This is a genomic window from Promicromonospora sp. NPDC050880 (assembly GCF_044456525.1).
Taxonomy (GTDB): Bacteria; Actinomycetota; Actinomycetes; order Actinomycetales; family Cellulomonadaceae; genus Promicromonospora.
Genome location: NZ_JBITFV010000007.1, coordinates 54,294 through 78,134, shown reverse-complemented (window position 1 = coordinate 78,134; position 23,841 = coordinate 54,294). Strand labels below are relative to the sequence as shown.

At 73.8% G+C, this 23,841-nt stretch carries 30 protein-coding genes; 18 read left to right on the top strand and 12 right to left on the bottom strand.

Annotation, left to right across the window (positions count from 1 at the left end; translation table 11 throughout):
* Nucleotides 1-100 precede the first annotated feature (100 nt).
* The 5 genes from ACIBBF_RS13925 to ACIBBF_RS13905 all read left to right on the top strand — a co-directional run bounded on the left by ACIBBF_RS13925 (nucleotide 101) and on the right by ACIBBF_RS13905 (nucleotide 4,520).
* Nucleotides 101-1,624, top strand: a complete 1,524-nt coding sequence (locus ACIBBF_RS13925) for an aldehyde dehydrogenase family protein (RefSeq protein ID WP_397414101.1) — start codon at nucleotides 101-103, stop codon at nucleotides 1,622-1,624.
* Nucleotides 1,625-1,698: 74 nt separating this feature from the next.
* Nucleotides 1,699-2,121 carry a DUF779 domain-containing protein gene (locus tag ACIBBF_RS13920; RefSeq protein ID WP_397414099.1) on the top strand — a complete coding sequence of 141 codons (423 nt, stop codon included), beginning with the start codon at nucleotides 1,699-1,701 and terminating at the stop codon, nucleotides 2,119-2,121.
* A 48-nt stretch (nucleotides 2,122-2,169) separates the two neighbouring features.
* The gene (locus tag ACIBBF_RS13915; protein ID WP_397414096.1) at nucleotides 2,170-2,955 is read left to right on the top strand and encodes a MerR family transcriptional regulator; all 786 of its coding nucleotides are present in this window, start codon (nucleotides 2,170-2,172) and stop codon (nucleotides 2,953-2,955) included.
* A 51-nt stretch (nucleotides 2,956-3,006) separates the two neighbouring features.
* Entirely contained in the window at nucleotides 3,007-3,891 is an 885-nt protein-coding gene (locus tag ACIBBF_RS13910) for a PfkB family carbohydrate kinase (RefSeq protein ID WP_397414094.1), read from the top strand.
* Nucleotides 3,882-4,520, top strand: coding sequence for a nucleoside/nucleotide kinase family protein (locus tag ACIBBF_RS13905; protein WP_397414092.1), 639 nt, complete (start codon nucleotides 3,882-3,884; stop codon nucleotides 4,518-4,520). Before ACIBBF_RS13910 ends, ACIBBF_RS13905 begins: the two co-directional genes overlap by 10 nt.
* An 80-nt stretch (nucleotides 4,521-4,600) precedes the next feature.
* Here ACIBBF_RS13905 and ACIBBF_RS13900 read toward each other — a convergent pair whose 3' ends face one another.
* Both ACIBBF_RS13900 and ACIBBF_RS13895 read right to left on the bottom strand, forming a co-directional pair.
* A complete protein-coding gene (locus ACIBBF_RS13900; RefSeq protein ID WP_397414090.1) occupies nucleotides 4,601-5,035 on the bottom strand; it encodes an Rv3235 family protein in 435 nt (144 codons plus the stop codon).
* A 451-nt stretch (nucleotides 5,036-5,486) separates the two neighbouring features.
* Nucleotides 5,487-6,431 (bottom strand): LysM peptidoglycan-binding domain-containing protein, encoded by a 945-nt coding sequence (locus ACIBBF_RS13895; protein WP_397414088.1) that lies wholly within the window; start codon nucleotides 6,429-6,431, stop codon nucleotides 5,487-5,489.
* Between ACIBBF_RS13895 and ACIBBF_RS13890 the strand changes: the two genes are divergently transcribed.
* Both ACIBBF_RS13890 and ACIBBF_RS13885 read left to right on the top strand, forming a co-directional pair.
* A complete protein-coding gene (locus tag ACIBBF_RS13890; protein WP_397414086.1) occupies nucleotides 6,418-6,588 on the top strand; it encodes a hypothetical protein in 171 nt (56 codons plus the stop codon). The two genes, ACIBBF_RS13895 and ACIBBF_RS13890, sit on opposite strands and share 14 nt — an antisense overlap.
* The gene (locus ACIBBF_RS13885; protein ID WP_397414084.1) at nucleotides 6,585-7,139 is read left to right on the top strand and encodes a hypothetical protein; all 555 of its coding nucleotides are present in this window, start codon (nucleotides 6,585-6,587) and stop codon (nucleotides 7,137-7,139) included. The genes ACIBBF_RS13890 and ACIBBF_RS13885 overlap by 4 nt, the downstream gene beginning before the upstream one ends.
* 85 nt (nucleotides 7,140-7,224) lie before the next feature.
* Here ACIBBF_RS13885 and ACIBBF_RS13880 read toward each other — a convergent pair whose 3' ends face one another.
* The gene (locus ACIBBF_RS13880) at nucleotides 7,225-7,443 is read right to left on the bottom strand and encodes an AlpA family transcriptional regulator (protein ID WP_116673897.1); all 219 of its coding nucleotides are present in this window, start codon (nucleotides 7,441-7,443) and stop codon (nucleotides 7,225-7,227) included.
* Nucleotides 7,444-7,659: 216 nt separating this feature from the next.
* Here ACIBBF_RS13880 and ACIBBF_RS13875 point away from each other — a divergent pair, with 216 nt between their 5' ends.
* The 3 genes from ACIBBF_RS13875 (at nucleotide 7,660) to hisN (ending at nucleotide 10,519) form a co-directional block, all read left to right on the top strand.
* Nucleotides 7,660-8,340: a hypothetical protein gene (locus ACIBBF_RS13875; protein ID WP_397414082.1), complete on the top strand. Its 681-nt coding sequence runs from the start codon at nucleotides 7,660-7,662 to the stop codon at nucleotides 8,338-8,340.
* Nucleotides 8,337-9,626 (top strand): hypothetical protein, encoded by a 1,290-nt coding sequence (locus ACIBBF_RS13870; RefSeq protein WP_397414080.1) that lies wholly within the window; start codon nucleotides 8,337-8,339, stop codon nucleotides 9,624-9,626. Before ACIBBF_RS13875 ends, ACIBBF_RS13870 begins: the two co-directional genes overlap by 4 nt.
* 107 nt (nucleotides 9,627-9,733) lie before the next feature.
* Complete coding sequence (gene hisN / locus ACIBBF_RS13865) at nucleotides 9,734-10,519, top strand: histidinol-phosphatase (RefSeq protein WP_397414405.1); 786 nt, start codon at nucleotides 9,734-9,736, stop codon at nucleotides 10,517-10,519.
* Nucleotides 10,520-10,588: 69 nt separating this feature from the next.
* Here hisN and ACIBBF_RS13860 read toward each other — a convergent pair whose 3' ends face one another.
* Nucleotides 10,589-11,152 (bottom strand): DUF6912 family protein, encoded by a 564-nt coding sequence (locus ACIBBF_RS13860; protein ID WP_397414077.1) that lies wholly within the window; start codon nucleotides 11,150-11,152, stop codon nucleotides 10,589-10,591.
* Between the two features lie 147 nt (nucleotides 11,153-11,299).
* Between ACIBBF_RS13860 and ACIBBF_RS13855 the strand changes: the two genes are divergently transcribed.
* Both ACIBBF_RS13855 and ACIBBF_RS13850 read left to right on the top strand, forming a co-directional pair.
* Nucleotides 11,300-11,932, top strand: a complete 633-nt coding sequence (locus ACIBBF_RS13855; RefSeq protein ID WP_397414075.1) for a DUF6928 family protein — start codon at nucleotides 11,300-11,302, stop codon at nucleotides 11,930-11,932.
* Nucleotides 11,933-11,988: 56 nt separating this feature from the next.
* Entirely contained in the window at nucleotides 11,989-12,399 is a 411-nt protein-coding gene (locus ACIBBF_RS13850) for a VOC family protein (RefSeq protein ID WP_397414072.1), read from the top strand.
* Nucleotides 12,400-12,421: 22 nt separating this feature from the next.
* On the opposite strand, the gene ACIBBF_RS13845 is transcribed toward ACIBBF_RS13850, so the two are convergent.
* From ACIBBF_RS13845 to ACIBBF_RS13830, 4 genes are read right to left on the bottom strand one after another with little or no spacing between them, the layout of a single operon-like run.
* Nucleotides 12,422-12,952: an endonuclease V gene (locus tag ACIBBF_RS13845; protein ID WP_397414070.1), complete on the bottom strand. Its 531-nt coding sequence runs from the start codon at nucleotides 12,950-12,952 to the stop codon at nucleotides 12,422-12,424.
* 1 nt (nucleotide 12,953) lies between these two features.
* The gene (locus ACIBBF_RS13840) at nucleotides 12,954-14,108 is read right to left on the bottom strand and encodes a ribosome small subunit-dependent GTPase A (protein ID WP_397414068.1); all 1,155 of its coding nucleotides are present in this window, start codon (nucleotides 14,106-14,108) and stop codon (nucleotides 12,954-12,956) included.
* 41 nt (nucleotides 14,109-14,149) lie between these two features.
* Nucleotides 14,150-15,472 carry a 3-phosphoshikimate 1-carboxyvinyltransferase gene (gene aroA, locus ACIBBF_RS13835; RefSeq protein ID WP_397414066.1) on the bottom strand — a complete coding sequence of 441 codons (1,323 nt, stop codon included), beginning with the start codon at nucleotides 15,470-15,472 and terminating at the stop codon, nucleotides 14,150-14,152.
* Nucleotides 15,473-15,492: 20 nt separating this feature from the next.
* The gene (locus ACIBBF_RS13830; protein WP_397414064.1) at nucleotides 15,493-15,963 is read right to left on the bottom strand and encodes a DoxX family membrane protein; all 471 of its coding nucleotides are present in this window, start codon (nucleotides 15,961-15,963) and stop codon (nucleotides 15,493-15,495) included.
* A gap of 318 nt (nucleotides 15,964-16,281) precedes the next feature.
* Here ACIBBF_RS13830 and ACIBBF_RS13825 point away from each other — a divergent pair, with 318 nt between their 5' ends.
* Both ACIBBF_RS13825 and rsrA read left to right on the top strand, forming a co-directional pair.
* Complete coding sequence (locus tag ACIBBF_RS13825; RefSeq protein ID WP_397414062.1) at nucleotides 16,282-17,016, top strand: sigma-70 family RNA polymerase sigma factor; 735 nt, start codon at nucleotides 16,282-16,284, stop codon at nucleotides 17,014-17,016.
* Nucleotides 17,013-17,288, top strand: coding sequence for a mycothiol system anti-sigma-R factor (gene rsrA, locus ACIBBF_RS13820; protein WP_397414059.1), 276 nt, complete (start codon nucleotides 17,013-17,015; stop codon nucleotides 17,286-17,288). The genes ACIBBF_RS13825 and rsrA overlap by 4 nt, the downstream gene beginning before the upstream one ends.
* A 93-nt stretch (nucleotides 17,289-17,381) precedes the next feature.
* On the opposite strand, the gene ACIBBF_RS13815 is transcribed toward rsrA, so the two are convergent.
* Nucleotides 17,382-17,456, bottom strand: a complete 75-nt coding sequence (locus tag ACIBBF_RS13815) for a 50S ribosomal protein bL37 (RefSeq protein WP_156968370.1) — start codon at nucleotides 17,454-17,456, stop codon at nucleotides 17,382-17,384.
* A 189-nt stretch (nucleotides 17,457-17,645) separates the two neighbouring features.
* Here ACIBBF_RS13815 and ACIBBF_RS13810 point away from each other — a divergent pair, with 189 nt between their 5' ends.
* The 3 genes from ACIBBF_RS13810 to ACIBBF_RS13800 all read left to right on the top strand — a co-directional run bounded on the left by ACIBBF_RS13810 (nucleotide 17,646) and on the right by ACIBBF_RS13800 (nucleotide 20,063).
* Complete coding sequence (locus ACIBBF_RS13810; protein ID WP_397414057.1) at nucleotides 17,646-18,503, top strand: DUF4097 family beta strand repeat-containing protein; 858 nt, start codon at nucleotides 17,646-17,648, stop codon at nucleotides 18,501-18,503.
* Nucleotides 18,503-19,186, top strand: a complete 684-nt coding sequence (locus ACIBBF_RS13805; RefSeq protein WP_397414055.1) for a PadR family transcriptional regulator — start codon at nucleotides 18,503-18,505, stop codon at nucleotides 19,184-19,186. Before ACIBBF_RS13810 ends, ACIBBF_RS13805 begins: the two co-directional genes overlap by 1 nt.
* A gap of 79 nt (nucleotides 19,187-19,265) precedes the next feature.
* Complete coding sequence (locus ACIBBF_RS13800; protein ID WP_397414052.1) at nucleotides 19,266-20,063, top strand: hypothetical protein; 798 nt, start codon at nucleotides 19,266-19,268, stop codon at nucleotides 20,061-20,063.
* Nucleotides 20,064-20,131: 68 nt separating this feature from the next.
* Here the strand turns inward: ACIBBF_RS13800 and ACIBBF_RS13795 are convergent, their stop codons facing one another.
* Both ACIBBF_RS13795 and ACIBBF_RS13790 read right to left on the bottom strand, forming a co-directional pair.
* A complete protein-coding gene (locus ACIBBF_RS13795) occupies nucleotides 20,132-20,725 on the bottom strand; it encodes a GDSL-type esterase/lipase family protein (RefSeq protein WP_397414403.1) in 594 nt (197 codons plus the stop codon).
* 174 nt (nucleotides 20,726-20,899) lie between these two features.
* Complete coding sequence (locus ACIBBF_RS13790; protein WP_397414050.1) at nucleotides 20,900-21,844, bottom strand: aldose 1-epimerase family protein; 945 nt, start codon at nucleotides 21,842-21,844, stop codon at nucleotides 20,900-20,902.
* A 156-nt stretch (nucleotides 21,845-22,000) separates the two neighbouring features.
* On the opposite strand from ACIBBF_RS13790, the gene ACIBBF_RS13785 reads away from it, so the two are divergent.
* Nucleotides 22,001-22,996 (top strand): aldo/keto reductase, encoded by a 996-nt coding sequence (locus ACIBBF_RS13785; RefSeq protein ID WP_397414048.1) that lies wholly within the window; start codon nucleotides 22,001-22,003, stop codon nucleotides 22,994-22,996.
* Nucleotides 22,997-22,998: 2 nt separating this feature from the next.
* On the opposite strand, the gene ACIBBF_RS13780 is transcribed toward ACIBBF_RS13785, so the two are convergent.
* The gene (locus ACIBBF_RS13780) at nucleotides 22,999-23,715 is read right to left on the bottom strand and encodes a VOC family protein (protein ID WP_397414045.1); all 717 of its coding nucleotides are present in this window, start codon (nucleotides 23,713-23,715) and stop codon (nucleotides 22,999-23,001) included.
* Nucleotides 23,716-23,841: the final 126 nt, after the last annotated feature.

The window sequence follows — 23,841 nt, the reverse complement described above, 5'->3', positions numbered from 1 at the left end:
GCTGCCTAACGTCGCCCCACTCGGGCGCGCCGGTGCGCCCGAGGGTGTCTTCGCCGTCGGACGACCGCGGCAGGCACGTGAACCTGCGAGGAGGCAGACCATGACCGTGTACGCAGCCCCGGGGACCGAGGGGGCCGTCGCCACCTACCGGGCCCGGTACGACCACTGGATCGGCGGCGAGTACGTGCCCCCGGCGAACGGCCAGTACTTCGAGAACCCCAGCCCTGTGAACGGGCGCGTCTTCACCGAGGTGGCGCGCGGCGACGCGGACGACATCGACCGGGCCCTCGACGCCGCGCACGGCGCCGCACCGGCGTGGGGGCGCACCTCGGTCACGGAGCGCGCGATCGTCCTGAACAAGATCGCCGACCGCATGGAGGAGCACCTGGAGGAGCTGGCCGTCGCGGAGACGTGGGAGAACGGCAAGCCCGTCCGGGAGACGCTGGCCGCCGACATCCCGCTCGCCATCGACCACTTCCGCTACTTCGCGGGCGCCATCCGGGCCCAGGAGGGGTCGATCAGCGAGATCGACGGCGACACGATCGCCTACCACTTCCACGAGCCGCTGGGCGTGGTGGGGCAGATCATCCCCTGGAACTTCCCGATCCTGATGGCCGTGTGGAAGCTGGCACCGGCGCTCGCGGCGGGCAACGCGGTGGTGCTCAAGCCGGCCGAGCAGACGCCCACGTCGATCCTGTACCTCATGGAGCTCATCGCGGACCTGCTGCCGCCGGGCGTCGTCAACGTGGTGAACGGGTTCGGCGCGGAGGCGGGCAAGCCGCTGGCCAGCTCGTCCCGGATCCGCAAGATCGCGTTCACGGGCGAGACCACGACGGGCCGCCTGATCATGCAGTACGCGTCGCAGAACATCATCCCGGTGACGCTCGAGCTGGGCGGCAAGTCGCCGAACATCTTCTTCAGCGACGTCGCGGCGGCCCGGGACGACTTCTACGACAAGGCCCTGGAGGGCTTCACGATGTTCGCCCTCAACCAGGGCGAGGTGTGCACGTGCCCGTCGCGTGCGCTCATTCAGAGCGACATCTACCGCGACTTCCTCGCCGACGCCGTCGCGCGCACCGAGGCGGTCGTGCAGGGCAACCCGCTGGACACCGACACGATGATCGGCGCGCAGGCCAGCAACGACCAGCTCGAGAAGATCCTGAGCTACTTCGACATCGGCCGGGCCGAGGGCGCGAAGGTGCTCACGGGCGGGCACCGGGCCGAGCTGGAGGGCGACCTCGCGGGCGGCTACTACGTGACGCCCACGATCTTCGAGGGCAAGAACGAGATGCGGGTCTTCCAGGAGGAGATCTTCGGCCCGGTGGTCGCGGTGACGGAGTTCGCGGACTTCGACGACGCGATCAAGATCGCCAACGACACCCTGTACGGGCTGGGTGCGGGCGTGTGGAGCCGGTCGGGGTCCGCCGCCTACCGGGCCGGCCGGGCCATCGAGGCCGGCCGGGTGTGGACGAACAACTACCACGCCTACCCGGCCGCGGCGGCGTTCGGCGGCTACAAGGGCTCGGGTGTGGGCCGCGAGAACCACAAGATGATGCTCGACCACTACCAGCAGACCAAGAACCTCCTGGTCAGCTACTCGCCGACCAAGCTGGGCTTCTTCTAGCCCATGGCCCGACGCGTCGGACGTACGGGTCGCCCCGGCGGCCTGTACGTCTGACACGCATGAGGGAGGTTGTTGTGTCCAGTGACGTCGACGGCGGTGCGCCGCCCGCGCGGGTGGGCGTGACCGAGGAGGCGGCCGCCCTGCTCGCGCGGCTGCGCACCCGGCACGGCGAGCTGATGTTCCACCAGTCCGGCGGGTGCTGCGACGGTTCGTCGCCCATGTGCTATCCCGACGGCGACTTCATCACGGGCGACGCCGACGTCCGCCTCGGCGAGCTCGCGATCGCGCCGGGCCCGGACGACGGCGGTCCGGGGTTCACCGTGCCGGTCTGGATGAGCCGCAACCAGTTCGAGTACTGGAAGCACACCCATCTGACCATCGACGTGGTGCCCGGTCGTGGTGCCGGGTTCAGCCTGGAGGCACCCGAGGGCGTGCGGTTCCTCATCCGGTCGCGGCTGTTCACCGACGAGGAGTGGGAGCGCCTCCAGGACGTGTGAGAAAAGGGGCTTGAAGTTAACGCGGCGTCAACCTCTACCGTGGACGGCATGCACTGGTCCATCCAGGAGATAGCGCGGCTGACCGGCATCACGAGCCGCACGCTGCGGCACTACGACGCCGTCGGGCTGCTCCCTGCCGTCCGGACGACGGCGAACGGCCCGCGCCGCTACGACCGCACCGCCCTGGTGCGGCTGCAGCGGATCCTGCTGCTCCGGGACCTCGGTCTCGGCCTCGGCGACATCGCCGGGGTGCTCGACAGCGAACAGGACGAGGCGTCGGCGCTGCGCCGGCACCTCGCCTCGCTGCGCGCGGAGCAGGACCGGCTGACGCGGCAGATCGCGTCGGTCGAGCGCACGGTCGCCGCCCTGGAACAGGACCCCGACGCGAAGGAGGACATCGTGGCGCAGGACATGCTCGACGGGTTCGACCACACCCGGTACGAACAGGAGGTGACCGAGCGCTGGGGCCGCGACGCCTACGAGACAGGCGACACGTGGTGGCGCGGGCTCGGCAAGGAGGGACAGGACGAGTTCAAGGCGCGGGTCGCGGCACTGAACCAGGCCTGGACCGAGGCCGGCGAGGCCGGCATCGACCCCGCCTCCGACCAGGCGCAGGCGCTCGCCGCACGGCACGCCGCCTGGCTCGTGTCCGTCCCCGGCACCCCTGGCCACGAGCAGGGTCGTCCCGACAAGGGCTACCTGCTGGGCCTGGGTGACATGTACGTGGCGGACGACCGGTTCGCCGCGAACTACGGGGGCACCGCGGGCGCCACGTTCGTGCGGGACACCCTCCGTGTCTACGCCGAGCGCGCCTACCCGGACGGCGAGAGCTGACCCTCGTGACCGCCGGTCAATGACACTCGGTTTCACAGGTAATCTCTCCACATGCTCGAAGCAGCCGCCGCAGCCCGCCAAAAACCGCATGTGACCTGCTGGTTTGCTGGCCTGACGACGCTCGATGTGATCCATCGGAGCACGGTCAGACCCGGGCCCAACCAGAAGATCACCGCCGTCCGGCAGGACGTGTCCGCCGGCGGCCCGGCGGCCAACGCGGCGGTGACCGCCGCGACGCTCGGGGCCCGGGCGCTGCTCATCAGCGCCATGGGCTCCGGGCCGGTGGGTGCCGCCGCGCGCGGTGACCTCGAGCACCACGGCGTCGAGGTGCACGACACCGCCGAGGGCCGCGAGATCTCGCTCGCGGTCTCGGCGGTCATGGTCGACGACGAGACCGGTGACCGGTCGGTCGTCTCACCCGACGCGACGCTCGCCGGCGGGTTCGACGTCACGCCCGACGAGCTCGACACCCTGCCCCGGCCGGACGTCGTGCTGCTCGACGGTCACCACCCCGACCTGGCCCGCAGCGTGCTCGCCTACGCGCGGACCCTGGAACCCCGTCCGCTCGTCGTGCTCGACGCCGGCCGGTGGCGGCCCGTCTTCGCCGACCTCCTCGGAGCGGCCGACGTCACGGCGCGCTCCGCCGACTTCCACGCTCCCGCGGACGTCGCACGGTCCCGGGCGTCCGTCGCCACGCACGGCCCGGCCCCCGTGACGTGGCGCGACAAGGACGGCCGCCGCGGGACCACCGACGTGCCCGTCGTCGACGTCCGGGACACCCTCGGCGCCGGGGACGCGTTCCACGGCGCCCTCGTCGTGGCGCTCGCGCGCGGCGCCGGCCTGGAGGAGGCCGTCGAGGAGGCGGTGCGCGTGGCCTCCGTGCGCGTGCAGCACATCGGCCCGCGCACCTGGCTGGAGAGCCTGCGGTGCGGCTGACGACCCGCGAGCTGGCGGACCGCGCGGCGGAGCTCGCCGCCGAGGCCTCCCGCACCGGCCGGGCACGCATCCTGGGGATCACCGGCCCGCCCGGCGCGGGCAAGTCCACGCTGGCGGCCGCCCTGACCGAGGCCCTCGGCGCGGGTACCGCCGTCGTGGTGGGCATGGACGGCTTCCACCTGTCCAACGCGGTCCTGGAGGCCCGCGGCAGCCGCGACCGCAAGGGCGCCGTCGACACGTTCGACGACGCCGGGTACGCCGCTCTCATCGACCGGATCGCCGACCATGCCCTCGACGCCCCGCCGCTCTACGCCCCGGAGTTCCGCCGTGAGATCGAGGAGCCCGTGGCGGCGGGCACCGTGGTGGGCGCCGAGCCGCTGGTGATCACCGAGGGCAACTACCTGCTCGTCCCGGACGGTGCCTGGCCCGCCGCGCGCTCCCGGATGGCGGAGGTCTGGTACCTCGACCTGCCCGACGCCGAGCGGCTGCGCCGCCTCGTCGCCCGGCACCACGCCTTCGGCAAGCCCCTGCCCGACGCCGAGACCTGGGCCGCCGGATCCGACCAGCGCAACGCGGAGCTCATCGCCACCACGCGGGGCGCGGCCGACCTGGTCGTCGAGTGGGTCTGACCAGCCGGTACGTCTGACCCGACGCCGGGCGTGGCCGGTGCGCCCCGCCGGGTGTGCCCCGGGCACGCCGCGCCGCGGGCTCAACCGATCTCCAGGACCGCCACGCGCCACACCCCGCGCCGCCCCTCCAGCCGCACGGCGGCCGCGCGTACGCGCCCCTCGTCGTGCAGGATCACCGTGGCCTCCGCCGAGGCGGCACCGAGCCGCACCATGCGCACCCGCCGGACGGTGGCCGCGTGCGCCCTGGGTCGCGGCGGGCGCTGCCGGCGGGCCTCCCGCATGAGCCGCCCGCGCTCCAGGAGCTGGGTGTAGACCTCCGGCGTCACCCACCGCACGAGCTGTGCCGCCGGACGCTCGCCCCGGAGCACCTCGACGGCGGCGCGCACCACGCGGCACACCTGCGCCGTCGGGTCGGGCAGCTCGGGTTCTGGCTCCGGTGCCGGGCGTGCGGAGGTCGCCGCCAGAGCCACCGCCGCGTCCCGCAGCTCCGGGTGCGGCGTGCCCCCGATCTGCATCCGCCGCAGGCGACTGCCGATTCCCGGCCCGGTGACCGGGCCGATCCGGGGTGTCGCCGGCCTGCGGGGCGGGGCCGGGACGGAGGTGGTGCGCAGGGCCGTGCTGCGTGGGGCGGCGCTGCGCGGAGTGGCGGTGCGCGGAGTGGCGGTGCGAGAGGTCGTGCTGCGTGGGCCCGTGCCGTTCGGACTCGTGCTGCGTGGTGTCCTGCTGGCTGGGCTCGTACCGGCAGGGCCCGTGCCGGCAGGGCCCGTGCCGGCCGGGGGCGCGTCATCGGCCGTGGTGGCGCGTGGCGCCGGCGTCAGGGCCTCCGCGGCCTGCGGTGTCGCGGCCCCCGGCGGGACGTGCGGCGGGGTGCCCTGGGGTACGTCGAGTGCGGTCATGGGCGAGCTCCTGGGGTCAGCGGGCAGTCGTGGTGGGGCGGGGGCGGCAGGGTGGAGCCAGGGCTCCCGGTCATGGCACGCGCAGGACCGTCCCGGGGCGGATCAGGTCCGGGTCGGCACCGATCGTCTGCCGGTTGGCCAGGTGCCATCGCTGGACGGCCGCCGCGATCTCGCCGGCGGTGGTTCCGGCGGTCGGGTCGGTGCCGGGGTCCCGGTCGGTCGCCGTCGCCTCGTCCGTGAGCCGGGCCGCCGCGATGGACCAGAGGGTGTCGCCCGGTTCGACCACGACCACCGGCCGCCGCTCGCCTCCGATGCCCAGGCCCCGGTCGACCAGCGAGGAGCGTTCGGGCACCGGGCGCGGGGATGTCGTGGGCGGCGTCGTGTGCGGTGATCCGCTCGCGCGGCCGTGCGTCGCACCTCGCCGGGCGGGCTCCTGGTGCTCGGTCGCGCCGGATCGCGCCGCTGCCCCGTCGCCGGCTGTGGCACCGGTCGGCCGCCAGCCCAGATCGAGCACGACGGCGGGGCCGCCGTCGCCCGCCGCCGACGCGAGTGCACCCCGTTCGGGCAGTGCCGTGGCGGTCGGTGCGGCGAGGGCGAGCCCGATCCCCGCCCCGACGGCGGCCCGCGCGAGGCGGCGCACGACCGCCGGTGCGTGCTCGGCCACCGCCCGCTCACCGGCGGCCCACTGCACGCCTCGGCGGCAGGCGACCACCCAGGCCAGTGCGACGAGCGTGTGCCCGCCGGCCCAGCCTGCCGCCACGGTGCCCGCTGCGACGGCCGCGAGCTCGACGATGCCCTCCACCGGGAAGAGCGCGCTACCGAGTCCGGTACCCACGTGCCAGGTGCGCACACCCAGCACGCCGGCGGCCACGACCAGCGCCACGCCGAGGGCCAGGAGCCCGGCCGCCCCACGCCGGGCGGCGCGTGCCGCCCCTCCGCGCCGGACGCGGTCGGTGCGGAGGGTCCGCACGGTGCCTGGTGGCGCCGGAGTCTGGCTGAGGATGCTGCTCGACATCGTTCCCCCTGTGATGGTCGTCGTCGAAGTGGCCGAGCGTCATCAGCTGCCTTTGATGGTGGTTGATGATGCCCGGTGCTCGATATTCAACATCCGTGGCATCGGGGTGTCCACCGGAGAGCGAGATGGCTGTGGATGGCGCAAGGTGGCCTCATGACGTCACTGGACCAGGCGGGTTCCGCTCGGTGGGCGGCACTGTTCGGGGACCTGGAGGCGCAGGCTCGCGCCCGGTCGGCGGCCGAGGCCGATGCGCTCGTTCCTGAGCTGACCCGCGCCGAGCACGCCACGATGAAGGTCGCGGACCGGTTCCGGGCGGTGGTGGGCGGCGCGGTCACGGTGGAGCTGCTCGACGGCACCCCGCTGCGCGGTGTGGTGCGGGAGGTGGCGGACGAGTGGGTTCTGCTCCAGGGGGTGCGGCCCGAACCGACGGGGCAGCACCTGGTGCCGCTGGGCGCGGTCGTGGGGGTGCTGGGGCTGGCGCGGCAGGCGGCGTCGGCGACGTCCCGGCGCGATGCGCTCGGGCTGGGCCCTGCGCTCCGTACGCTTCAGCGCGACCGGGTGCGGGTCACGGTGCGCACGCTCGGTGGCACGGTGAGCGGTCGTGTCGCCCGCGTGGGGCGCGACCATCTGGACGTCGACCTGCTCGATGACCGCGGGGCGCGGCTGGTTCCGTTCTCGGCTCTGCTGGTCGTGAGCGAAGCGCCCTGACCTCGGTCGGAATGCCCGTTAACGGAGATCGGGACCGGTGTCACTCCTGTGGAGTGCTCCGGTCCCGACGGTGTGCTGCGGGAATTCAGGCATCGGTGGTCGCAGAGCCCTTGAGCCGTTCGCGGCTCTTTGCATACATCCGCTCGATGTACGCCTCGAGCTCTGCCGCCTCGACGCGCCAGACCTTCTTGGGGCCCACCTGGATGGCAGGAAGGTCGCCGGTCCGAACCAGGGCGTAACCCTGGGCCATCGAGATGTTCAGGGTCTCGACCACATCGGCCAGTGAGAGAAAGCGCTTTTCCATGGGAACAGTGTGGCACGAGACACCGACATGAGGGGGTTATCCCCAAGAAGTGTTTATCTGATGCCGGATCGGCGGTGTTCGATCACTATGGTTCCGGCGCTCTGCCCAAGCTGCGCCCATTCTGTCCGGATCGACACGTCGCAGTGCGTGAACAGTCAGTCGAAGTTCTACGCGACGGTCTACCCAAAGTCCACCAAAGTGCACGGAAGGACCGAGATGACGTATGCCCCGGCCGCACCAGCCCCCGCCCTCCAGGGGGTGCCCGAGCCGACGGCCGCCCGGCTCCGGCGGCCCCGCTGGCGTGACCCGCGGCTGGTGACCGGTGTCGTGGTCGTCGCGCTCTCGGTGGCGCTCGGCTCATGGGTGGTCTCGGCCGCGAGCCGTACCGTCCCGGTCTACGTCGCCGACGGTGCGCTGACACCCGGTGAGCCGGTCACGTCCGCCTCCGTGCGCGTCGCCGACGTCCGGCTCGGCGCGGGGACGGCCCGCTACCTGCCCGCCGACGAGGCGCTGCCCGCGGACCTGGTCGCGCTCCGCGTCGTGGACGACGGCGAGCTGGTCCCGCTGACCGCGCTCGGCGCCGACGCCGGCGTCCGCTCGGTCGCCGTCCCCGTGGCGACCGGGCTCTCCGACCGGATCCGGCCCGGAGCCGTGGTGGACCTGTGGTTCGTGCCGTCCCCGCCCGCCGCGGCCGGCGAGGTCGACCGGCCCGAGCCCCGGACGCTGGCGGAGCAGGTCGTCGTCGAGCAGGTCGAGACCGCCGAGGGGGCCATCGTGGTGCAGGGCCAGGTCACCCTGCACGTCCTCGTGCCCGCCGACGCGCTGCCGGCCGTCCTGACGGCGTTGTCGGACACGGGCACCGTCGCCGTGGTCCCCGTGGCGGGTGACGTCCGGTGACCGAGGAACGGACGGTCACGGTCCTGGTCGCGGTGCACGCACCGGGTGAGGAGGCCGCGGTGGTGACGGTGCTCGGTGCGCAGCAGCGGGTCGTCGTCGCCCGGCGGTGCGCCGAGCTGCCCGAGCTCCTGGCGTCCGCCGAGGCAGGTGCCGGGACGGCCGCCGTCGTCTCGGGGGACCTGCCCGGGCTGGACCGTGAGGCGGTCGCCCGCCTGCGCGTCGCGGGCCTGCGGGTCGTGGCCGTCGAGGACGCGACCACGCCCGCCGACCGCCTGGCCGCCCTCGGCTGCGACGTCGTGGTGGCGGCCGGCGACGCGGAGAACCTGGTCGCGGCCGTGCGGGGCGCGGCGCCGGAGATCGTCGTGCCGCCCCAGCCCGAGCCTCTGCCGGGCCTCGGGGGCCGGCGGGGTGCCGTCGTCGCCGTCTGGGGTCCGCAGGGGTCGCCCGGCCGGACCACGACCGCCATCGAGCTCGCCGCCGCCCTCGCGGGCATCGCTGCCGCCCCGGTGCGCCGGTCGGGCCTGCTGCGGCGCCCACGTGCCGCCACCCGGCCGGCGGGTGCGGACACGGCGCTCCTGGCGGACGCCGACACCTACGCGTCGTCGGTCACCTCCCGGCTCGGCCTGCTCGACGACGCGCCCGGTCTGGCGGCCGCGGCCCGCGCCGCCGGCCAGGGTGCGCTCGACGTCGTGACGCTCGCGCGGCACAGCCCGGTGGTGCTGCCCGGCGTGCGCGTGCTCACGGGCATCACGCGGGCCTCACGGTGGCCCGAGCTGCCCGCCGCGTCGCTGGAGGTGGTGTTCCAGCGGTGCCGCGAGCTCGTGTCCTGGACGGTGGTCGACTGCGGCCCCGTCCTGGAGAGCGACGAGCTCATCACCTATGACACGCGCGCACCCCAGCGCAACGGTGCGACCCTGAGCGCTCTCCAGGCCGCCGACGTCGTGGTGGTCGTCGGCGGGGCGGACCCGGTCGGGATGCAGCGCCTGGTCCGGGGCCTGGAGGACCTGCGGGACACCGACGTGCCGGTGTCGGGCGCGCGCGTCGTGGTGGTGAACCGGGTGCGGGACGCCGCGGTCGGGCGGCGCGCCGAGACGCAGGTGCGGGACGCGCTCGCCCGGTACGCCGGCGTCGACGACGTGCACCTGGTGCCCGACGACCCGGGCGGGCTCGACGCCGCGCTGCTGGCCGGCCGCGTGCTCGCCGAGTGCGCACCCGCCTCGCCGGCCCGCACCGCCTTCCTCGGGCTGGCGGACCGGGTCCGGGATCTCGTGCCCGCTCTGGTGTGAGGGCGGGGCGCCGGGTCGGCGCCCCGTCCCGGGTAACAATCCGCCCGACCGGCGCGGCTGGGTGACCGAAACCTGCCATCCGACGCTAGGTTGTGCCCGTGGCCGCCATGACGAAGGACAACTACGCCGACGACCTCCGTCTGGCGCACGTGATCGCCGACCAGGTCGACTCCATCACCATGTCACGGTTCCGGGCGCTCGACCTCAAGGTCGAGACCAAGCCCGACCTGACGCCGGTGTCCGACGCCGACCGTGCCGCGGAGGACTTCATCCGCGGCCAGCTCGCCCGCGCCCGCACGCGCGACGCGATCGTCGGGGAGGAGTACGGCTCCGCCGGGAACGGCGCACGGCGCTGGATCGTGGACCCGATCGACGGCACCAAGAACTTCGTGCGCGGCGTCCCCGTGTGGGCCACCCTGATCGCCCTGGCCGACGGCGAGGAGGTCGTCGTCGGCCTGGTCAGCGCGCCCGCGCTCGGCAGGCGCTGGTGGGCCGCGAAGGGTTCGGGCGCGTGGACGGGCAAGTCGCTGGCCTCCGCGGCGCGGATGTCCGTGTCGGGCGTCTCCCGGATCGCCGACGCCTCGTTCAGCTACGCCTCCATCGGCGGCTGGGAGGAGCGCGGATCGCTCGACGGGTTCCTCGACCTGACGCGCGCCTGCGACCGCACCCGGGGGTACGGCGACTTCTGGTCCTACATGCTCGTGGCCGACGGCGCCGTGGACATCGCGGCCGAACCCGAGCTCGAGGTGTACGACATGGCGGCCCTGGTACCGATCGTCACCGAGGCGGGCGGCACCTTCACCTCGCTCGACGGTGCCCCCGGGCCCTGGGGTGGGAACGCGATCGCGACGAACGGCAGGCTGCACGCCGAGGCGCTCGGCTACCTCGCCTGACGCGCCGGTCTGACGCACCGGCCTGACCCGCACGCCGCCAGGGCGCCGGGTCAGGCCGCATCCGTGGTGTCAGGCGCGCGGGACGTTCTTGATCTCGCTCCAGTCGTACCAGAGCAGGTCGCGGTCGGTGACGCGCTGCAGCGCCTCGTCGAGCAGGGTCTCCGACTCCTCGCCGACCTCGGCGACGTCCTCGCTGTCGCTCTCCTCGTCGGCTGCCGCCAGAACCGCCTCGATGTCAGCGGCTGCGTCGGGCTCGTCGACGTGCACGCAGACGATGGCGACGTCCTCGACCGTGCTGGTGACCTCCACCTCGGAGGCGACCGGCTCGTCGTCCTCGTCGTCGTCCGCGGTGCCCGCCGCCGCGGGGCCGACCACCGAGTCCGGAACCTCCACGGTGATGATCACGCGCAGGTTCGGGGCGTCGGTCCGGCCGGCGATCAGGGCGAGGGAGTCGTCCGCGGCGTTCAGCGCGGCGACGTACTCGAGGCTCTCCGCGTCCTCGTCCGGCAGTGCGGCCTCGAGCTCCTTCGTGACGGCGTGCGCGCGGCGGGGGGCGACCGTCCAGCGGGCCGCGTCGGACGTGTGGGTGACGGCGTCGAGCTCGTCGAGCGTGGCGGGCACGTAGATGCGCATGTGCCCAGTCTGCCGTGTCCCGGGGCTGGTGGGCGCCACGTACGGGCGGACGGTCTCGTCCGGTGGCGGTGTCGGCGGGTACCCGTACCCTCGTGTGCGGCGTCGGGGCGGACGCCACGGGCAGAGGAGTCGAGGGCGGGAGAGACGATGGGTGCCAGGACCGCGATGCTGGTGTACGCGGACGGGGACGTGGCGGCGGGCCTGTCGGGGGCCGCGGAGTTCGCCGACGAGGCCGGCGCGGCCGAGCTGCTCGGCCTGCTGTGGCCGCCGGCGCGGATCCGGCCCGACGGCGAGGAGCCGTGGGACCTCGGCGACGCGCTGTTCCCGCCCCAGGGCCGGGCGTGCGCGTTGTCGACGCCGGAGGTGGACGTCCTGTGCGACCAGGCGCTCATGCTCGACCGGCCCTCGCAGCTGCCCGCGCACCTGGTCGACGCGAGCGTGGGCCGCACCCTGTACCTGCACGCGATGCACAACGCGGTCGACTGGTTCGCGTTCGCGGTGTGGCGGGACGGCGTCCTGGTGCGCTCGCTGAGCGTGTCGCCCGACGACGGCGTCCTGGAGGACACCGGGGAGCGGCTCGCGTTCGAGGGGCCGTACTGGGCGGGCGAGCGGCCGGCGTCCGTGGCCGGCTACCCGCTCCCGTTCCATCCGCTGGAGCTCGGCGAGCAGGCGGTCCGTGAGTTCTTCGGCTTCGAGGTGGAGGGGGCCGCCGACGGCGGACCGGCCGCCGGGCGCCTGGACCCCTGGGCGGTGGAGCTGTTCGGCTTCCAGATCGGCTAGCGCTCGACAGATCCTCGAAAGACTCGTACATTTGTTCGAGAAAGAGGAGGTCTGTCATGCCCGCACCCTCAGTGGTCCCCATGCTGTCGTACCAGGACGGCGCCGCCGCCATGGACTGGCTCATCGAGGCCTTCGGCTTCAGGGAGGCGGAACGCCGGCTGGATGACGACGGCCACCTCTCGCACGGTGAGCTCGACGTCGAGGGCGGGCGGGTGATGCTCTCCGAGCTGGCGTCGTACGAGGGGCCCACCGCTCACCGCGCGCACTGCACCGCGGCGGACGCCTGGCTGTCGACCCCCTGGGTGATCGACGGCGTGCTGGTCCACGTCGCCGACGTCGAGGCCCACTACGAGCGCGCCCGTGCCGCCGGGGCGGGGCTGCTCTCCGGCATCGAGGACGCTCCGTACGGCAGGCTGTACCGCGCGGAGGACGTGGAGGGCCACCGCTGGATGTTCCTCCAGGCCTGACCTGCCGGACGACGAGCCGGCGTCAGGCCGGCGATGCCCCGCGCGCCAGCCGGTCCACGTGCCGCAGAGCGTCCGGCAGCCGCCCCTCACCCGCCATCGACCGCACCAGCTCCGCGGCGGTGTCCAGCGCCATGCCCGACGCCGTGACGTACAACGGCCGTGCGGACTGCCCGCGCAGCACCTCGACGGCGTGCGTCGCCGTCCGGAACCGGGTCTTGGCGACACCGACCACCACCGGTGCGAGCCCCGCCTCCGCGGCGTGCGCACCCAGACCGGGGCTGCCGGCGGGGTCGAGGTCCACGTAGCCGTCGACGATCAGCAGGTCGAGGGGTGCTGCCTGCGACAGGACCTGCTCCAGCGCCGGTAGCTCACGTTCGTAGAACCGGCCCGGCCGGTACTCCGCCACCTGATCGACGAGCACCGCGTGCTCCTCGAGCGGGCCGGCGAACACCGGCCGGTCGGAGACGACGAGCGCCGCCCGCGCCCCGCCGTCGTCGAGGTACTGGACGTCGACGGCGCCGAGGCGGGTGGCGCCGTCGGTGCGCTGCCCCACGTCAGGTGTCCGAGCCCGTCCGCGACGCCAGCAGGCGGCGGAACGAGCCGAGACGTGCCTCCCGGGCCGGGCGCTCGTCCTCGGGCGAGGCCGCGATCCAGTCGTCGAGCGCACAGTCCGGCGCGTCGGCCAGGTGGGTGCACCCGCGCGGGCACTCCCGGGCCACCTCGTCGAGATCCTCGAACGCGTGCAGCAGGTGCGCGACCTCGACGTGCGCCAGACCGAACGACCGGACGCCGGGGGTGTCGATCACCCAGCCGTCGAACCCGGCTGACGACCCGGCGGTGGATTCTGCGGAGGACCCTGCGGTCGACCTGGCCGCGGCTCCGTCGTCGTCCGGGCCGCCGGCCGCCACGGGGAGCCGCAGCGCCACCGCCGACGTGGACGTGTGCCGGCCGCGGCCGGTCACGTCGTTCACCACCCCGGTGGCGCGCCGGGCCGCGGGCACCAGCGCGTTGATCAGCGTGGACTTGCCCACCCCGGAGTGCCCCACGAGCACCGAGACCTGGCCCCGCAGCCGGTCCCGGACCTCCTCGACCGACTCGGGCACGAGGGCCACGTGGTCGGTGTCGGGGGACGCCGCCCGCCGGGTGACCACCACCTCGACCCCGAGGGGCTCGTAGAGGGCACGCAGCGCGTCGGGGGACGCCAGGTCGGCCTTCGTGAGGCAGAGCAGCACGGACATCCCGGCGTCGTACGCGGCCACCACGCAGCGGTCGATCATGCCGGTCCGCGGCTCGGGCTGCGCGAGCGCCGTGACGATCACGAGCTGGTCGGCGTTCGCGACGACGATCCGCTCGTACGGGTCGGTGTCGTCCGCGGTCCGGCGCAGCGTGGAGGTCCGGTCCTGGATGCGCACGATGCGGGCGAGGGAGCCTTCCTCGCCGGAGACGTCCCCCACGACGTCGACCCGGTCGCCCACCACCACGCGCGTGCGGGTGAGCTCCCGTGCCTTCATCGCGGTGACGACGGTGCCGTCCGGGGTCCCGCCCGCGGCCCCGCCGACCAGGAGCGTGTACCGCCCGCGGTCCACGCCGGTGACCAGCCCGGTGACGGCGTCGGAATGCTCGGGGCGCTGCTTGGTCCGGGGCCGTGAGCCGCGCTTGGACGGGCGCGACCGGAAGTCCGACTCGTCCCGTACGTCGCGGCGGCCCATCAGACGGCCCTCGTCACGGCTGCTCCATCGGCGGCGGCCCGTCAGGCGGCCGTGCCGAGCATGCCCAGCCACATGCCCGTGAAGTCCGGCAGGGTCTTGGCCGTGGTGGCGACGTTCTCCACCAGCACGCCGGGGACGCGCAGGCCGAGCAGCGCGGCGGACGTCGCCATGCGGTGGTCGGCGTAGGTGCGCACCACGTCGCCGCGCAGGGGGCGAGGAGTGATGACGAGCCCGTCGCGGGTCTCCTCGGCCTGGCCGCCGAGGCGCGTGATCTCCCGGGCGAGCGCCGCCAGGCGGTCCGTCTCGTGCCCCCGCAGGTGCGCGATCCCACGCAGCCGGGACGGGGAGTCGGCCAGGGCGGCGAGCGCGGCGAACGTCGGCGCGAGCTCGCCACCGGCGTGCAGGTCCACGTCGATGCCGCGGATCTCGCCGGTTCCCGTCACGGCGAGCACGCCGTCGGTGAGGGTGGAGGAGGCGCCCATGCGCTCCAGCAGCTCGGGGACCATGGCGCCGGGCTGGGTGGTCAGGGTCGGCCAGCCGGGCACGCGGACGGTGCCGCCGGCCACGAGCGCCGAGGCGAGGAACGGCGCCGCGTTGGACAGGTCGGGCTCGACGCGCACGTCCCGGGCCGCGATCGGGCCGGGGGAGACCTGCCACATGCCGTCGCGCGAGTCGTCGACCTCGACCCCGACGTCGCGCAGCGTGGCCACCGTCATCTCGATGTGCGGCAGGCTCGGCAGGGTGGCGCCGATGTGCCGCAGGGTCAGGCCGCGCTCGAACCGGGCGGCGGCGAGCAGGAGTCCCGACACGAACTGCGAGGACTCCGAGGCATCGACGTCGACGGCGCCGCCCGGCACGCGTCCGCGGCCCTCCACGGTGAACGGGAGGTGGGCGGGCAGCTCAGCGTGGTCCGCGGCCTGCGGATCGTGCACCGTGATGCCGAGCGCACGCAGTGCCGCGAGCACCGGCAGCATCGGCCGCACGCGGGCCTCGGGGTCGCCGTCGAACCGGACCGGGCCGTCGGCCAGGGCCGCGACGGGCGGCAGGAAGCGCATGACGGTGCCGGCCAGGCCGGTGTCGATCTCGGTGCCGCCGGTGACCGGTCCTGGCGTGACGTGCAGCGTGCTCGGGTGCTCACCCTCCTCGATGCCCGCGCCGAGCGTGCGCAGGGCGCGGATCATGAGGTCCGCGTCGCGGCTGCGCAGGGCGCCGCGGAGGGTGCCGGGGGCGTCCGCGAGGGCGGCGAGCACCAGCAGACGGTTGGTGAGCGACTTGCTGCCGGGTACCTCGACCGTCGCGTCCAGCGGCGCGCCGGCGAGCGGCGCCTCCCAGGTCGGTGCGGGCGCGGTGGTCGAAGACGTCATGTGCCGAGATTATCGCGGAGTCAGCCGGCGGCGGCGGCCTTGGCCTCCGCGCGGGCGGCGCGCGCCTGCTGGACGCGCCAGGACAGTCCCGGCCGGCCCTCCAGGTCGGCGCCCGCGATGAGGGCGGCGCCCACCGCGGCGAGGTTGCGCAGGAACCGCTCGGTGCGCACGGGGCGCTCCTCCTTGGGCGCGGTGAAGGGCTGGTTCACGACGGCGAGGGGCAGCGTCAGCAGCGCCAGCGCGACGGCGGACGCGCGCGGCGCCTTGCCGAGCGCGAGCAGCGTCCCGGCGGCGGCGGTCGCGACGCCGTGGGCGCGCACGAGCGTGGCCACCTGCTTCTCGCTGAGCGGTTCGGCACCGAGCGCCTTGGTCGCCAGCGCGGAACCCGTCCTGGCCGCGGCCACGTGCTCACTCGGCTTCCGGGCGGCCTGCACGCCGTCGTAGACGAACGACGAGGCCAGGAGGGGACGCGCGATGTGTCGGAGCAGCATGCACCCACCATGGCAGATGCGGGCGTCCCCCGCAGCAGTGATCGCCCGGTCCGGCCCGGGAATTCGCGGCGCCGGCCAGGGGTTGAAACCCTCGTGGAGCGATGCCTCGAGAAGGATGCGGTGAGGAACAGGGTGATCGACACGGTGACGGGTGCAACGGCTGGCGTGCGGGACGTGCCCCTGGAGTTCGGTGCGGTTCCTGCCCACCTGCTCGGGGACGGCACGGACCCCCTGCGGGCCACGGCCAAGGGCCCGGCGGACGAGCTGTCCGCGGTCCTGGCGAACACGGGCTGGCCGACACGGCTAGGCTCGAGTGCGATGACTGACACTTCCCGCGAGCAGAACGAGGGCCCCGGCGACGCCGGAGCCGATGTCGAGGCGCGTCCCGACACGAGCGCGAACGAGGTCAGCACCGCGGAGCCCGGCGAGGTCCCGGAGGACGAGGGCACCGAGCGCTCGCCGGCCGAGGAGGATGCCGCGGCACGGGCCGTGCGCTTCGAGCGCGACGCGCTGCAGTACCTCGACCAGCTCTACTCCGCGGCGCTGCGCATGACGCGCAACCCCGCGGACGCCGAGGACCTGGTGCAGGAGACGTTCGCCAAGGCTTTCGCGGCGTTCCACCAGTACCGGCCGGGCACCAACCTGAAGGCCTGGCTGTACCGCATCCTCACGAACACGTTCATCAACAGCTACCGCAAGAAGCAGCGCGAGCCGCAGCAGTCCCAGACCGAGGACGTCGAGGACTGGCAGATCGCGCGTGCGGCGTCGCACACGTCGCGCGGCCTGCGCTCGGCCGAGGCCGAGGCGCTGGACCGGCTCCCGGACAGCGATGTGAAGCGGGCGCTCGCCGAGCTCCCGGAGGACCGTCGGATGGTGGTCTACTACGCCGACGTCGAGGGCTTCCCCTACAAGGAGATCGCGGAGATCATGGGTACTCCGATCGGGACGGTCATGTCCCGTCTCCACCGCGGACGCCGGCAGCTGCGTGAGCTCCTCGCCGACTACGCGGCCCAGCGTGGACTCGTCAGCCAGGCGCCCGGAGGTGCGCAGTGAACAACATCGAACCCGTCCCGCACGACACGGCGGGGGAGTCCGAGTGCGAGCATGCACTGACGCACCTGTACGAGTACCTGGACTCCGAGATGACCCCCGACGACGAGCAGCGCATGCGCGCGCACGTCGCCCACTGCTCGCCGTGCCTGGCCGAGCTCAGTGTGGAGGACCTGGTCAAGCAGCTCGTGAAGCGGTCGTGCAGCGAGCGCGCCCCGGACACGCTCCGGGTGCGCATCCACCAGCAGCTGACCGTCATGGCGGTCGTGCGGTAGCGCCGTCCGCTCGTCGAGCGCGGGCATGACGAAGGGCCGGGACCCCGACAGGGGTGCCGGCCCTTTCGTGTGCCGTGCGGCCTGAGGCTGTGCTCAGGCGTTGGGGCGCTTGCCGTGGTTGGCGGCCGAGCCCTTGCGGCTACGGCGCTTGCGACCGCGCTTGCTCATGGGTGTCTCCTGACAGGTGACGGACTGAATGGTGCCCATGATCCCACAGATCGGGGCGTTGTCCGGCATCGAGATCTCGCCGAAAGGGGTTGCCCTGTCCGAGGACGCGATATATCGTGTCTGCACCGGACGCGATATATCGCGTCCCTCCGGAACCACCCCGAGCGAGACCGAGCAGCGGAGGAAGCCATGAGCGCGGACAGCTGGACCGTCACCGGTCCGCAGACCATCGAGCTCGACGGCGTGACGTCCGTCGACGCGCACGTCGTCGACGGACGGCTCGACGTCGTGGCCCACGACGAGCCAGTCGTCCGGATCGAGGTGCACTCGGTCGAGGGTCGGTCCCTCGAGGTACGCCTGGTCGACGGTCGCCTGGTGATCGAGCACGAGAGCGGCCTGTCGGGCTGGGGCTCGTTCGTGAAGCGTTTCGTCGACTTCGGCGGCAAGGCGCGCGCCGACATCCACGTTGCGGTCCCCGCCACGACCGCCGTGCGGCTCGGCACGGTCCGCGGCGAGGGCCTGCTCGCCGGGACGACGGCGGGCGCCTCGGCCTCCACCGTCTCCGGCTCCCTGCTCGTCTCCCGTACGGCCGGCGACCTCAAGCTGAACACGGTGTCCGGCGAGGTGACGGTGCGCGACCACGTCGGCGACGTCACGAGCAACACCGTGTCCGCCGACGTCGTGGTGAGCGGCTCGGCGGACGTCGTCACCTCGACGTCGGTCTCCGGGGACGTGACGTTCGACCTGGTGACCCAGCCGCGGCAGGTCCGCGTGAACACGGTCTCGGGCAACATGCTGCTGCGGGTCCCGGACGAGCGCGCCGTCGAGGTCTCGGTGCAGAGCGTCAGCGGCCGGGTCACGCTCGGCGGGCTCCAGTTCACCGGAGGTGGCGGCGGCAAGGTGACCGGCGGGGTCCGGTCGGCCGCGCCCGGCGTCATGCAGCTGCGGGTGACCGGTGTGTCGGGTGACGTCACGGTGATCGGCGGGCCGCAGGACGCACCGGCGGACGCGCCCGAGGACGCCTCACCCGCGCCCCTGGAGCTGTAGTGCCGCCCGTCTTCGCCCACGGTGAGCTGCGCCTGTACCTGCTGGTGCTGCTCCTGGACGGGCCGCGGCACGGGTACGAGCTCATCACCGAGCTCACCCGGCGCTTCGGCGGTACCTACCGGCCGAGCGCCGGGACCATCTACCCGCGCCTGGCCCGCCTGGAGGAGGAGGGACTCGTCCGCCGCACCGTACCGGGCGACCACCCGGGCGCCGCCGGTGCGGGCCGCAAGGCGTCGTACGAGCTGACGCCGGCCGGCCGGGCCGAGGTCGACGCCCGCCTGGACGACGTCCGGCGCCTGGAGCGCAGCGTCGCCGAGACCGTGCGCAGCCTCGCGGACGAGGTCCGGGCGGACATCCGCGACACGATGCGCGGGCTGCGGGCCGAGCTCGCGGCCGCGGCCCAGGAGGCACGTTCCCGTCCGCGGCCCGGACCGGACACCGCGCCCGACCCGCAGCGCACCCGGTCCAACTCCCTGCGGCACGACGCCGAGGCGGTGCTGCAGCGGTTCCGCAACGACGTCCTGGCGGACCTGCGCGAGGCCGACGTCGCGGGTACGGTGTCGGCGCTGACCGTCGAGACGCTGCGCACCGTGCTCGACTCGGCGCGCACCGCGATCCGTGGGACGCTGCCGCACACCACCGCCTCCGGCCGGCCGCCCACCGACCGGACGACCGACCTGTGATGCCCACCTGCCCCGGAACCTCCCCACCCGACGTCCCATCGAACTTCCCAGCGAACTCCCCATCGAACGGAGCACAGTGATGACCACCGAGTCCTGGAGCGTGGCCGCCCCCCAGACCATCGAGGTCGGCGGCGCCTCGACCCTGACCGTCCGACTGACCAACGGCCGCGCCGAGGTCGTGGCCGACCCGAACCGCACCTCCGGCGCCGTCGTGGAGGTCCTGGAGGTCTCGACACGGCCGCTGCAGGTCCTCGCCGAGCACGGCAACCTCCGCGTGGCCTACGACTTCCCGGGCCTGGAGGGCTTCGTCGACCGGTTCCGCGGCCTCAAGGACCAGGACAGCGCCGTCGTGCGGATCACCGTGCCGGCCACGTCCGTGGTCGACGTCGCGACCGTCGGCGCCGAGGTCGTGGTGACCGGGGCGCAGGCCGGCGTCAACGTCAAGACCGCCGGCGGGGCCATCACGGTCACGGGGGCGTCGGGCTCGGTGACCGCCAAGTCCGGCACCGGGTCCGTCACGATCGCGGAGCACTCCGGCGACGCGTCGGCCACCACCGTCTCGGGCGCCGTGTCGCTCGCGGGCGCCCTGGGCCGTGTATCGGCGCAGACCGTGTCCGGGCCGGTCGACGTCACCGCCGTGGGTACCACGCCGCTGGTCAACGCGAAGACCGTCTCGGGCGCCGCGGTGATCCGGCTGGACGCCGGGTCGCCGGTGAACCTCCGGGCGCGCAGCGTCACGGGCAAGGTCGTCATCGACGGTACGCAGGCGACCTCCAGTGCCCAGCGCACCGTCGTCGTCGACCACGCGGAGCCCGGAGCGGCGGCGTACGTCTCGACCAACACGGTCTCGGGCACGGCCACCGTCACGCGCGGCTGATCCGGCCCGCGAACGCGTCAGGCGCTCAGGTCACTCCGGTGACCTGAGCGCCTGACGCGTTCCGCGACCTACGCGACCTCGTCCTGGGGCAGGCCCAGCCAGGCGTGCCAGCCCGTGTGCAGCACCAGCCACGCCATGAGGCCGTAGCCGGCCTGCCCGGGGTAGGTGCCCCCGCCCTGGGCCATGTCCGCGAGCCACTGCTCGTGCTGTGCCAGCGGCGTGTACGTGTCCACGTACGGCACCCGCCGGCGGCTCGCGACGTCGGCGAACGCGTCCGACAGCTCGGCGATCCGCTCGCCCTCGGACGGCGCCCCCGGCGGCGGTCCGACCACGAACGCGGCGGTCCGGTTCGCGTCGGCGACGTCGAGGATGTTGGCGAGGTTCAGGCGGGAGCGCGCGACCGTGAGCCCGGTGGCGACGTCGTGCCGCCCCAGGGCTACCACCAGGCGGTTCTCGACCTCGGAGTCCGGGCCGAACCGCGCAGCGGTCTCCGCCTCCCAGCGGGCACCGAGCTGCGTGCTGGTCTCGCCGGGGACGGCGAGGGTGAACAGCATGGCGGGCCGGGAGAAATGGGTGCGCGCGATCACACGACCGGTCCAGCCGAGCGCACGGGCGTCTCCGACACCCGTGGCCAGCTCGTCACCGACGACGCAGATGCGCACCTCGCGATCCTGCAACGGACTCTCCTTGCCTGTTCCCGGCAGCCTGGCGGACGGCCGGTTCCCCATTGTGGTGCACGACCCGTGACCGATCGGTGACAACGCGCCGACGTCACCTGCCCGGGTCGCGCCCGCCGGTCCCGCCCGCGTCGCAGCCGCCCGGCACCGGGCGGTCCGTCAGAGCAGCGTCATGCCCCAGCGGACCGCGTGCCGCGCGCCCGGTGCGAGGTGCACCAGCCGGTCGCCCGTGCGGAATGCGTCGGCGACGCAGGTCATGGGCTCGGCGGCGAGGCCGAGGCGCCGACGCTCCGGCTCGATGTGGTCGCCCGTGCAGATCTGCCACACGTCCTGCGAGCCGTCCATCCAGACCGCCGCCGTCCGGCCGTCCGGGCCGGTCAGGTGGGCCCAGGACAGCCCGTCCTCGTCGCGGACGACGTCCACGTACGCGTCGTCGAGGTCCAGGCCGGCCGCCGTGCGCGGCTCCCGCAGGTCGTAGCTGCCCGCGGCCGGCTCGGTGCCCGTCGGGAGCAGTCGCTCGTCGGTGGTGACGCGCGTGGCGGCGTCGAGGCGCACGGTGCACTCGTCGAGGTCCGCGCCGCCCGTCGACAGCCAGGGGTGGAAGCCGCACCCGTAGGGCGCGGTGTCGGCGCCCACGTTGGTGACGTCGAGGGTGATCTCCAGCCCCGCGTCGGACAGCGCGTAGCGGATCTGCGCGACGAGCTGGAACGGGTACCCGGGCCGGGCGACGAGCTCCAGCTCCAGCGTCACGGCGGAGCCGGTGTGCTCGACCACGGACCAGCGCTCCCACGCCGCGAGGCCGTGCAGCGCGGTGTTGCGCGCGGGCTCGGTGATCGGGAGCTGGTGGGTCGCGCCGCCGTACTCGTACGAGCCGTCGGCCAGCCGGTTGGGCCACGGGATGAGGACCGCGCTGTTGAACACGGGGCTGATCTCGTCGACGCCGAACGGGACCACGACGTCGCGCCCGTCCACCGAGTACTCTCTCAGCGCCGCGCCGACCTGGGTGACCGTCGCGCGGTGGCCGCCGTGGCCGATCCGGAACTGGTCCCCGGAAGGATGGGGCCTGGCCGCACCGACGGGAGGAATTTCTGTCGTCACACTCACACCGTAACCGTAGGGCAATTTTCTCCTGCGGCACGTAGCGTGAGACAGCAGACTATGGGGTCGGGTCTGTGGCATGTCCACACGACCCCGCACGAAGACGGCCCGACGACGGGCCTGCGCGGGTGTAGTCCGCCCGCCTCAGCAGCAGGAGGAACGATGGAACAGCAGGTACTCGGACGGACAGGTCGGCTCGTATCGGCTGTGGGCCTGGGCACCTGGCAGCTCGGTGCCGACTGGGGAGAGGTGAGCGAGGACGACGCCCGCGCCGTCCTGGAGGCCTCTCTGGACGCCGGCGTGACCTTCTTCGACACGGCCGACACGTACGGGGACGGCCGCAGCGAGCAGGTGATCGGTTCCTTCCTCAAGGACCACCCGGACGCCGGGCTGACGGTCGCTACGAAGATGGGGCGCCGCGTGGACCAGGTGCCGGAGAACTACGTGCTGGACAACTTCCGCCAGTGGATCGACCGGTCGCGGCGGAACCTCGGCGTCGAGCGGCTGGACCTGGTCCAGCTGCACTGCCCGCCCACCTCGGTCTACTCGTCGGACGCCGTCTACGACGCGCTCGACCAGCTCGTGTCCGAGGGCGCCATCGCCGCGTACGGCATGAGCGTCGAGAAGACCTCGGAGGCCCTGGAGGCCATCGCGCGGCCGGGCGTCGCCACCGTGCAGATCATCCTGAACGCGTTCCGCCTCAAGCCGCTCGACGAGGTGCTGCCCGCGGCGTCCGCGGCAGGCGTGGGCATCATCGCGCGCGTGCCGCTCGCGTCCGGGCTGCTGTCCGGCAAGTACACCAAGGACACGGTGTTCGCCGAGAACGACCACCGCACCTTCAACCGCGAGGGCGCCGCGTTCGACGTCGGCGAGACGTTCTCCGGCGTGCCGTACGAGGTGGGCCTGGAGGCCGCGGTCCGGTTCACGGAGCTGGCGCGCGACCGCGTGGGCGACGCGCTGACCCCGGCGCAGGCGGCCATCGCCTGGGCCTGGCAGCGGCCGGGCGTCTCCTCGGTGATCCCGGGTGCGCGGAACGTCGAGCAGGCCCGGGCCAACGCGGCCGCCGGCGACGCCGCGACGCTGGGCCCGCTGTTCATGTCGGGTGTGCGCGAGATCTACGACGAGATGATCAAGGAGCACGTCCACGACAAGTGGTGAGCTCACCCGTGCAGGGGCCGGTCCGGGCGGAACACGCAGAACTCGTTTCCCTCCGGGTCGGCCAGCACGTCCCACCAGACGTGCGGGTCGGGTGAGTCCTCGCGGCCGGTGAGCAGCGTCGCCCCCGCCGCGAGGAACGCCTCGGTCTCGCCCCAGACGTCCCAGTGGATGCGGTTCTTGACGGTCTTGGGCTCGGGGACCGGGATGAAGAGCATCGGCCAGGGCAGGCTGCCGCCGGGCTCCAGCCGGTACCACGGTCGATCGTCGTACCGCAGGGGCTCCAGGCCGAGGCGCTCGCCCCACCAGGCGCTCACGGACGCCGGGTCCGCGGCGTCCACCACCAGGGCGTAGAGCCGGTACCGGCCGACGGTCGCGGCCCGCCGCGGGAACGCGCACAGCTCACCGCCCTCGGGATCACGCAGGACGGTCCAGTCGTCGGCTTCGTTGCCCGCGTACTCCGCGGCCGCCGTGGCGCCGAGCCGCGTCAGCTCCTCGACCGTGGCGTGCAGGTCCAGGTGTACCCGGTGTTTCACGGTGCGGGCCTCCGGCACCTGGTTGATCCAGACGGTGTGCTCGGCGACGTCGTCCCGCAGCACGAGGTCCGTGGGTGACTCGCCCGCCGGCTCCGCTCGCAGGCCGAGCGCCGCCGACCAGAAGGCGGCGAGCGCCGGCCCGTGGGTGGCGTCGATGACCAGGTCCTTGAACGCTGCGTCTGCCATCCGGACAGCCTAGGCCGGGCCGGTGACACGCCGGCGCGGGACGCACGAGAGGCGGGGGCCCCCCCGGGGGCCCCCCCCCCGGGGGGGGGGGGGGGGCCCCGCCCCCCCCCCCGCCCACACACCGGG

Bases quoted from the DNA above. Each gene is read 5' to 3' on its own strand.
- ACIBBF_RS13925 (WP_397414101.1), top strand. From the start codon at position 101: ATGACCGTGTACGCAGCCCCGGGGACCGAGGGGGCCGTCGCCACCTAC.
- ACIBBF_RS13915 (WP_397414096.1), top strand. From the start codon at position 2,170: ATGCACTGGTCCATCCAGGAGATAGCGCGGCTGACCGGCATCACGAGC.
- ACIBBF_RS13910 (WP_397414094.1), top strand. From the start codon at position 3,007: ATGCTCGAAGCAGCCGCCGCAGCCCGCCAAAAACCGCATGTGACCTGC.
- ACIBBF_RS13900 (WP_397414090.1), bottom strand. From the start codon at position 5,035: ATGCAGATCGGGGGCACGCCGCACCCGGAGCTGCGGGACGCGGCGGTG.
- ACIBBF_RS13890 (WP_397414086.1), top strand. From the start codon at position 6,418: ATGCTGCTCGACATCGTTCCCCCTGTGATGGTCGTCGTCGAAGTGGCC.
- ACIBBF_RS13895 (WP_397414088.1), bottom strand. From the start codon at position 6,431: ATGTCGAGCAGCATCCTCAGCCAGACTCCGGCGCCACCAGGCACCGTG.
- ACIBBF_RS13885 (WP_397414084.1), top strand. From the start codon at position 6,585: ATGACGTCACTGGACCAGGCGGGTTCCGCTCGGTGGGCGGCACTGTTC.
- ACIBBF_RS13880 (WP_116673897.1), bottom strand. From the start codon at position 7,443: ATGGAAAAGCGCTTTCTCTCACTGGCCGATGTGGTCGAGACCCTGAAC.
- ACIBBF_RS13875 (WP_397414082.1), top strand. From the start codon at position 7,660: ATGACGTATGCCCCGGCCGCACCAGCCCCCGCCCTCCAGGGGGTGCCC.
- hisN (WP_397414405.1), top strand. From the start codon at position 9,734: ATGACGAAGGACAACTACGCCGACGACCTCCGTCTGGCGCACGTGATC.
- ACIBBF_RS13860 (WP_397414077.1), bottom strand. From the start codon at position 11,152: ATGCGCATCTACGTGCCCGCCACGCTCGACGAGCTCGACGCCGTCACC.
- ACIBBF_RS13855 (WP_397414075.1), top strand. From the start codon at position 11,300: ATGGGTGCCAGGACCGCGATGCTGGTGTACGCGGACGGGGACGTGGCG.
- ACIBBF_RS13850 (WP_397414072.1), top strand. From the start codon at position 11,989: ATGCCCGCACCCTCAGTGGTCCCCATGCTGTCGTACCAGGACGGCGCC.
- ACIBBF_RS13840 (WP_397414068.1), bottom strand. From the start codon at position 14,108: ATGGGCCGCCGCGACGTACGGGACGAGTCGGACTTCCGGTCGCGCCCG.
- aroA (WP_397414066.1), bottom strand. From the start codon at position 15,472: ATGACGTCTTCGACCACCGCGCCCGCACCGACCTGGGAGGCGCCGCTC.
- ACIBBF_RS13830 (WP_397414064.1), bottom strand. From the start codon at position 15,963: ATGCTGCTCCGACACATCGCGCGTCCCCTCCTGGCCTCGTCGTTCGTC.
- ACIBBF_RS13825 (WP_397414062.1), top strand. From the start codon at position 16,282: ATGACTGACACTTCCCGCGAGCAGAACGAGGGCCCCGGCGACGCCGGA.
- ACIBBF_RS13810 (WP_397414057.1), top strand. From the start codon at position 17,646: ATGAGCGCGGACAGCTGGACCGTCACCGGTCCGCAGACCATCGAGCTC.
- ACIBBF_RS13800 (WP_397414052.1), top strand. From the start codon at position 19,266: ATGACCACCGAGTCCTGGAGCGTGGCCGCCCCCCAGACCATCGAGGTC.
- ACIBBF_RS13785 (WP_397414048.1), top strand. From the start codon at position 22,001: ATGGAACAGCAGGTACTCGGACGGACAGGTCGGCTCGTATCGGCTGTG.
- ACIBBF_RS13780 (WP_397414045.1), bottom strand. From the start codon at position 23,715: ATGGCAGACGCAGCGTTCAAGGACCTGGTCATCGACGCCACCCACGGG.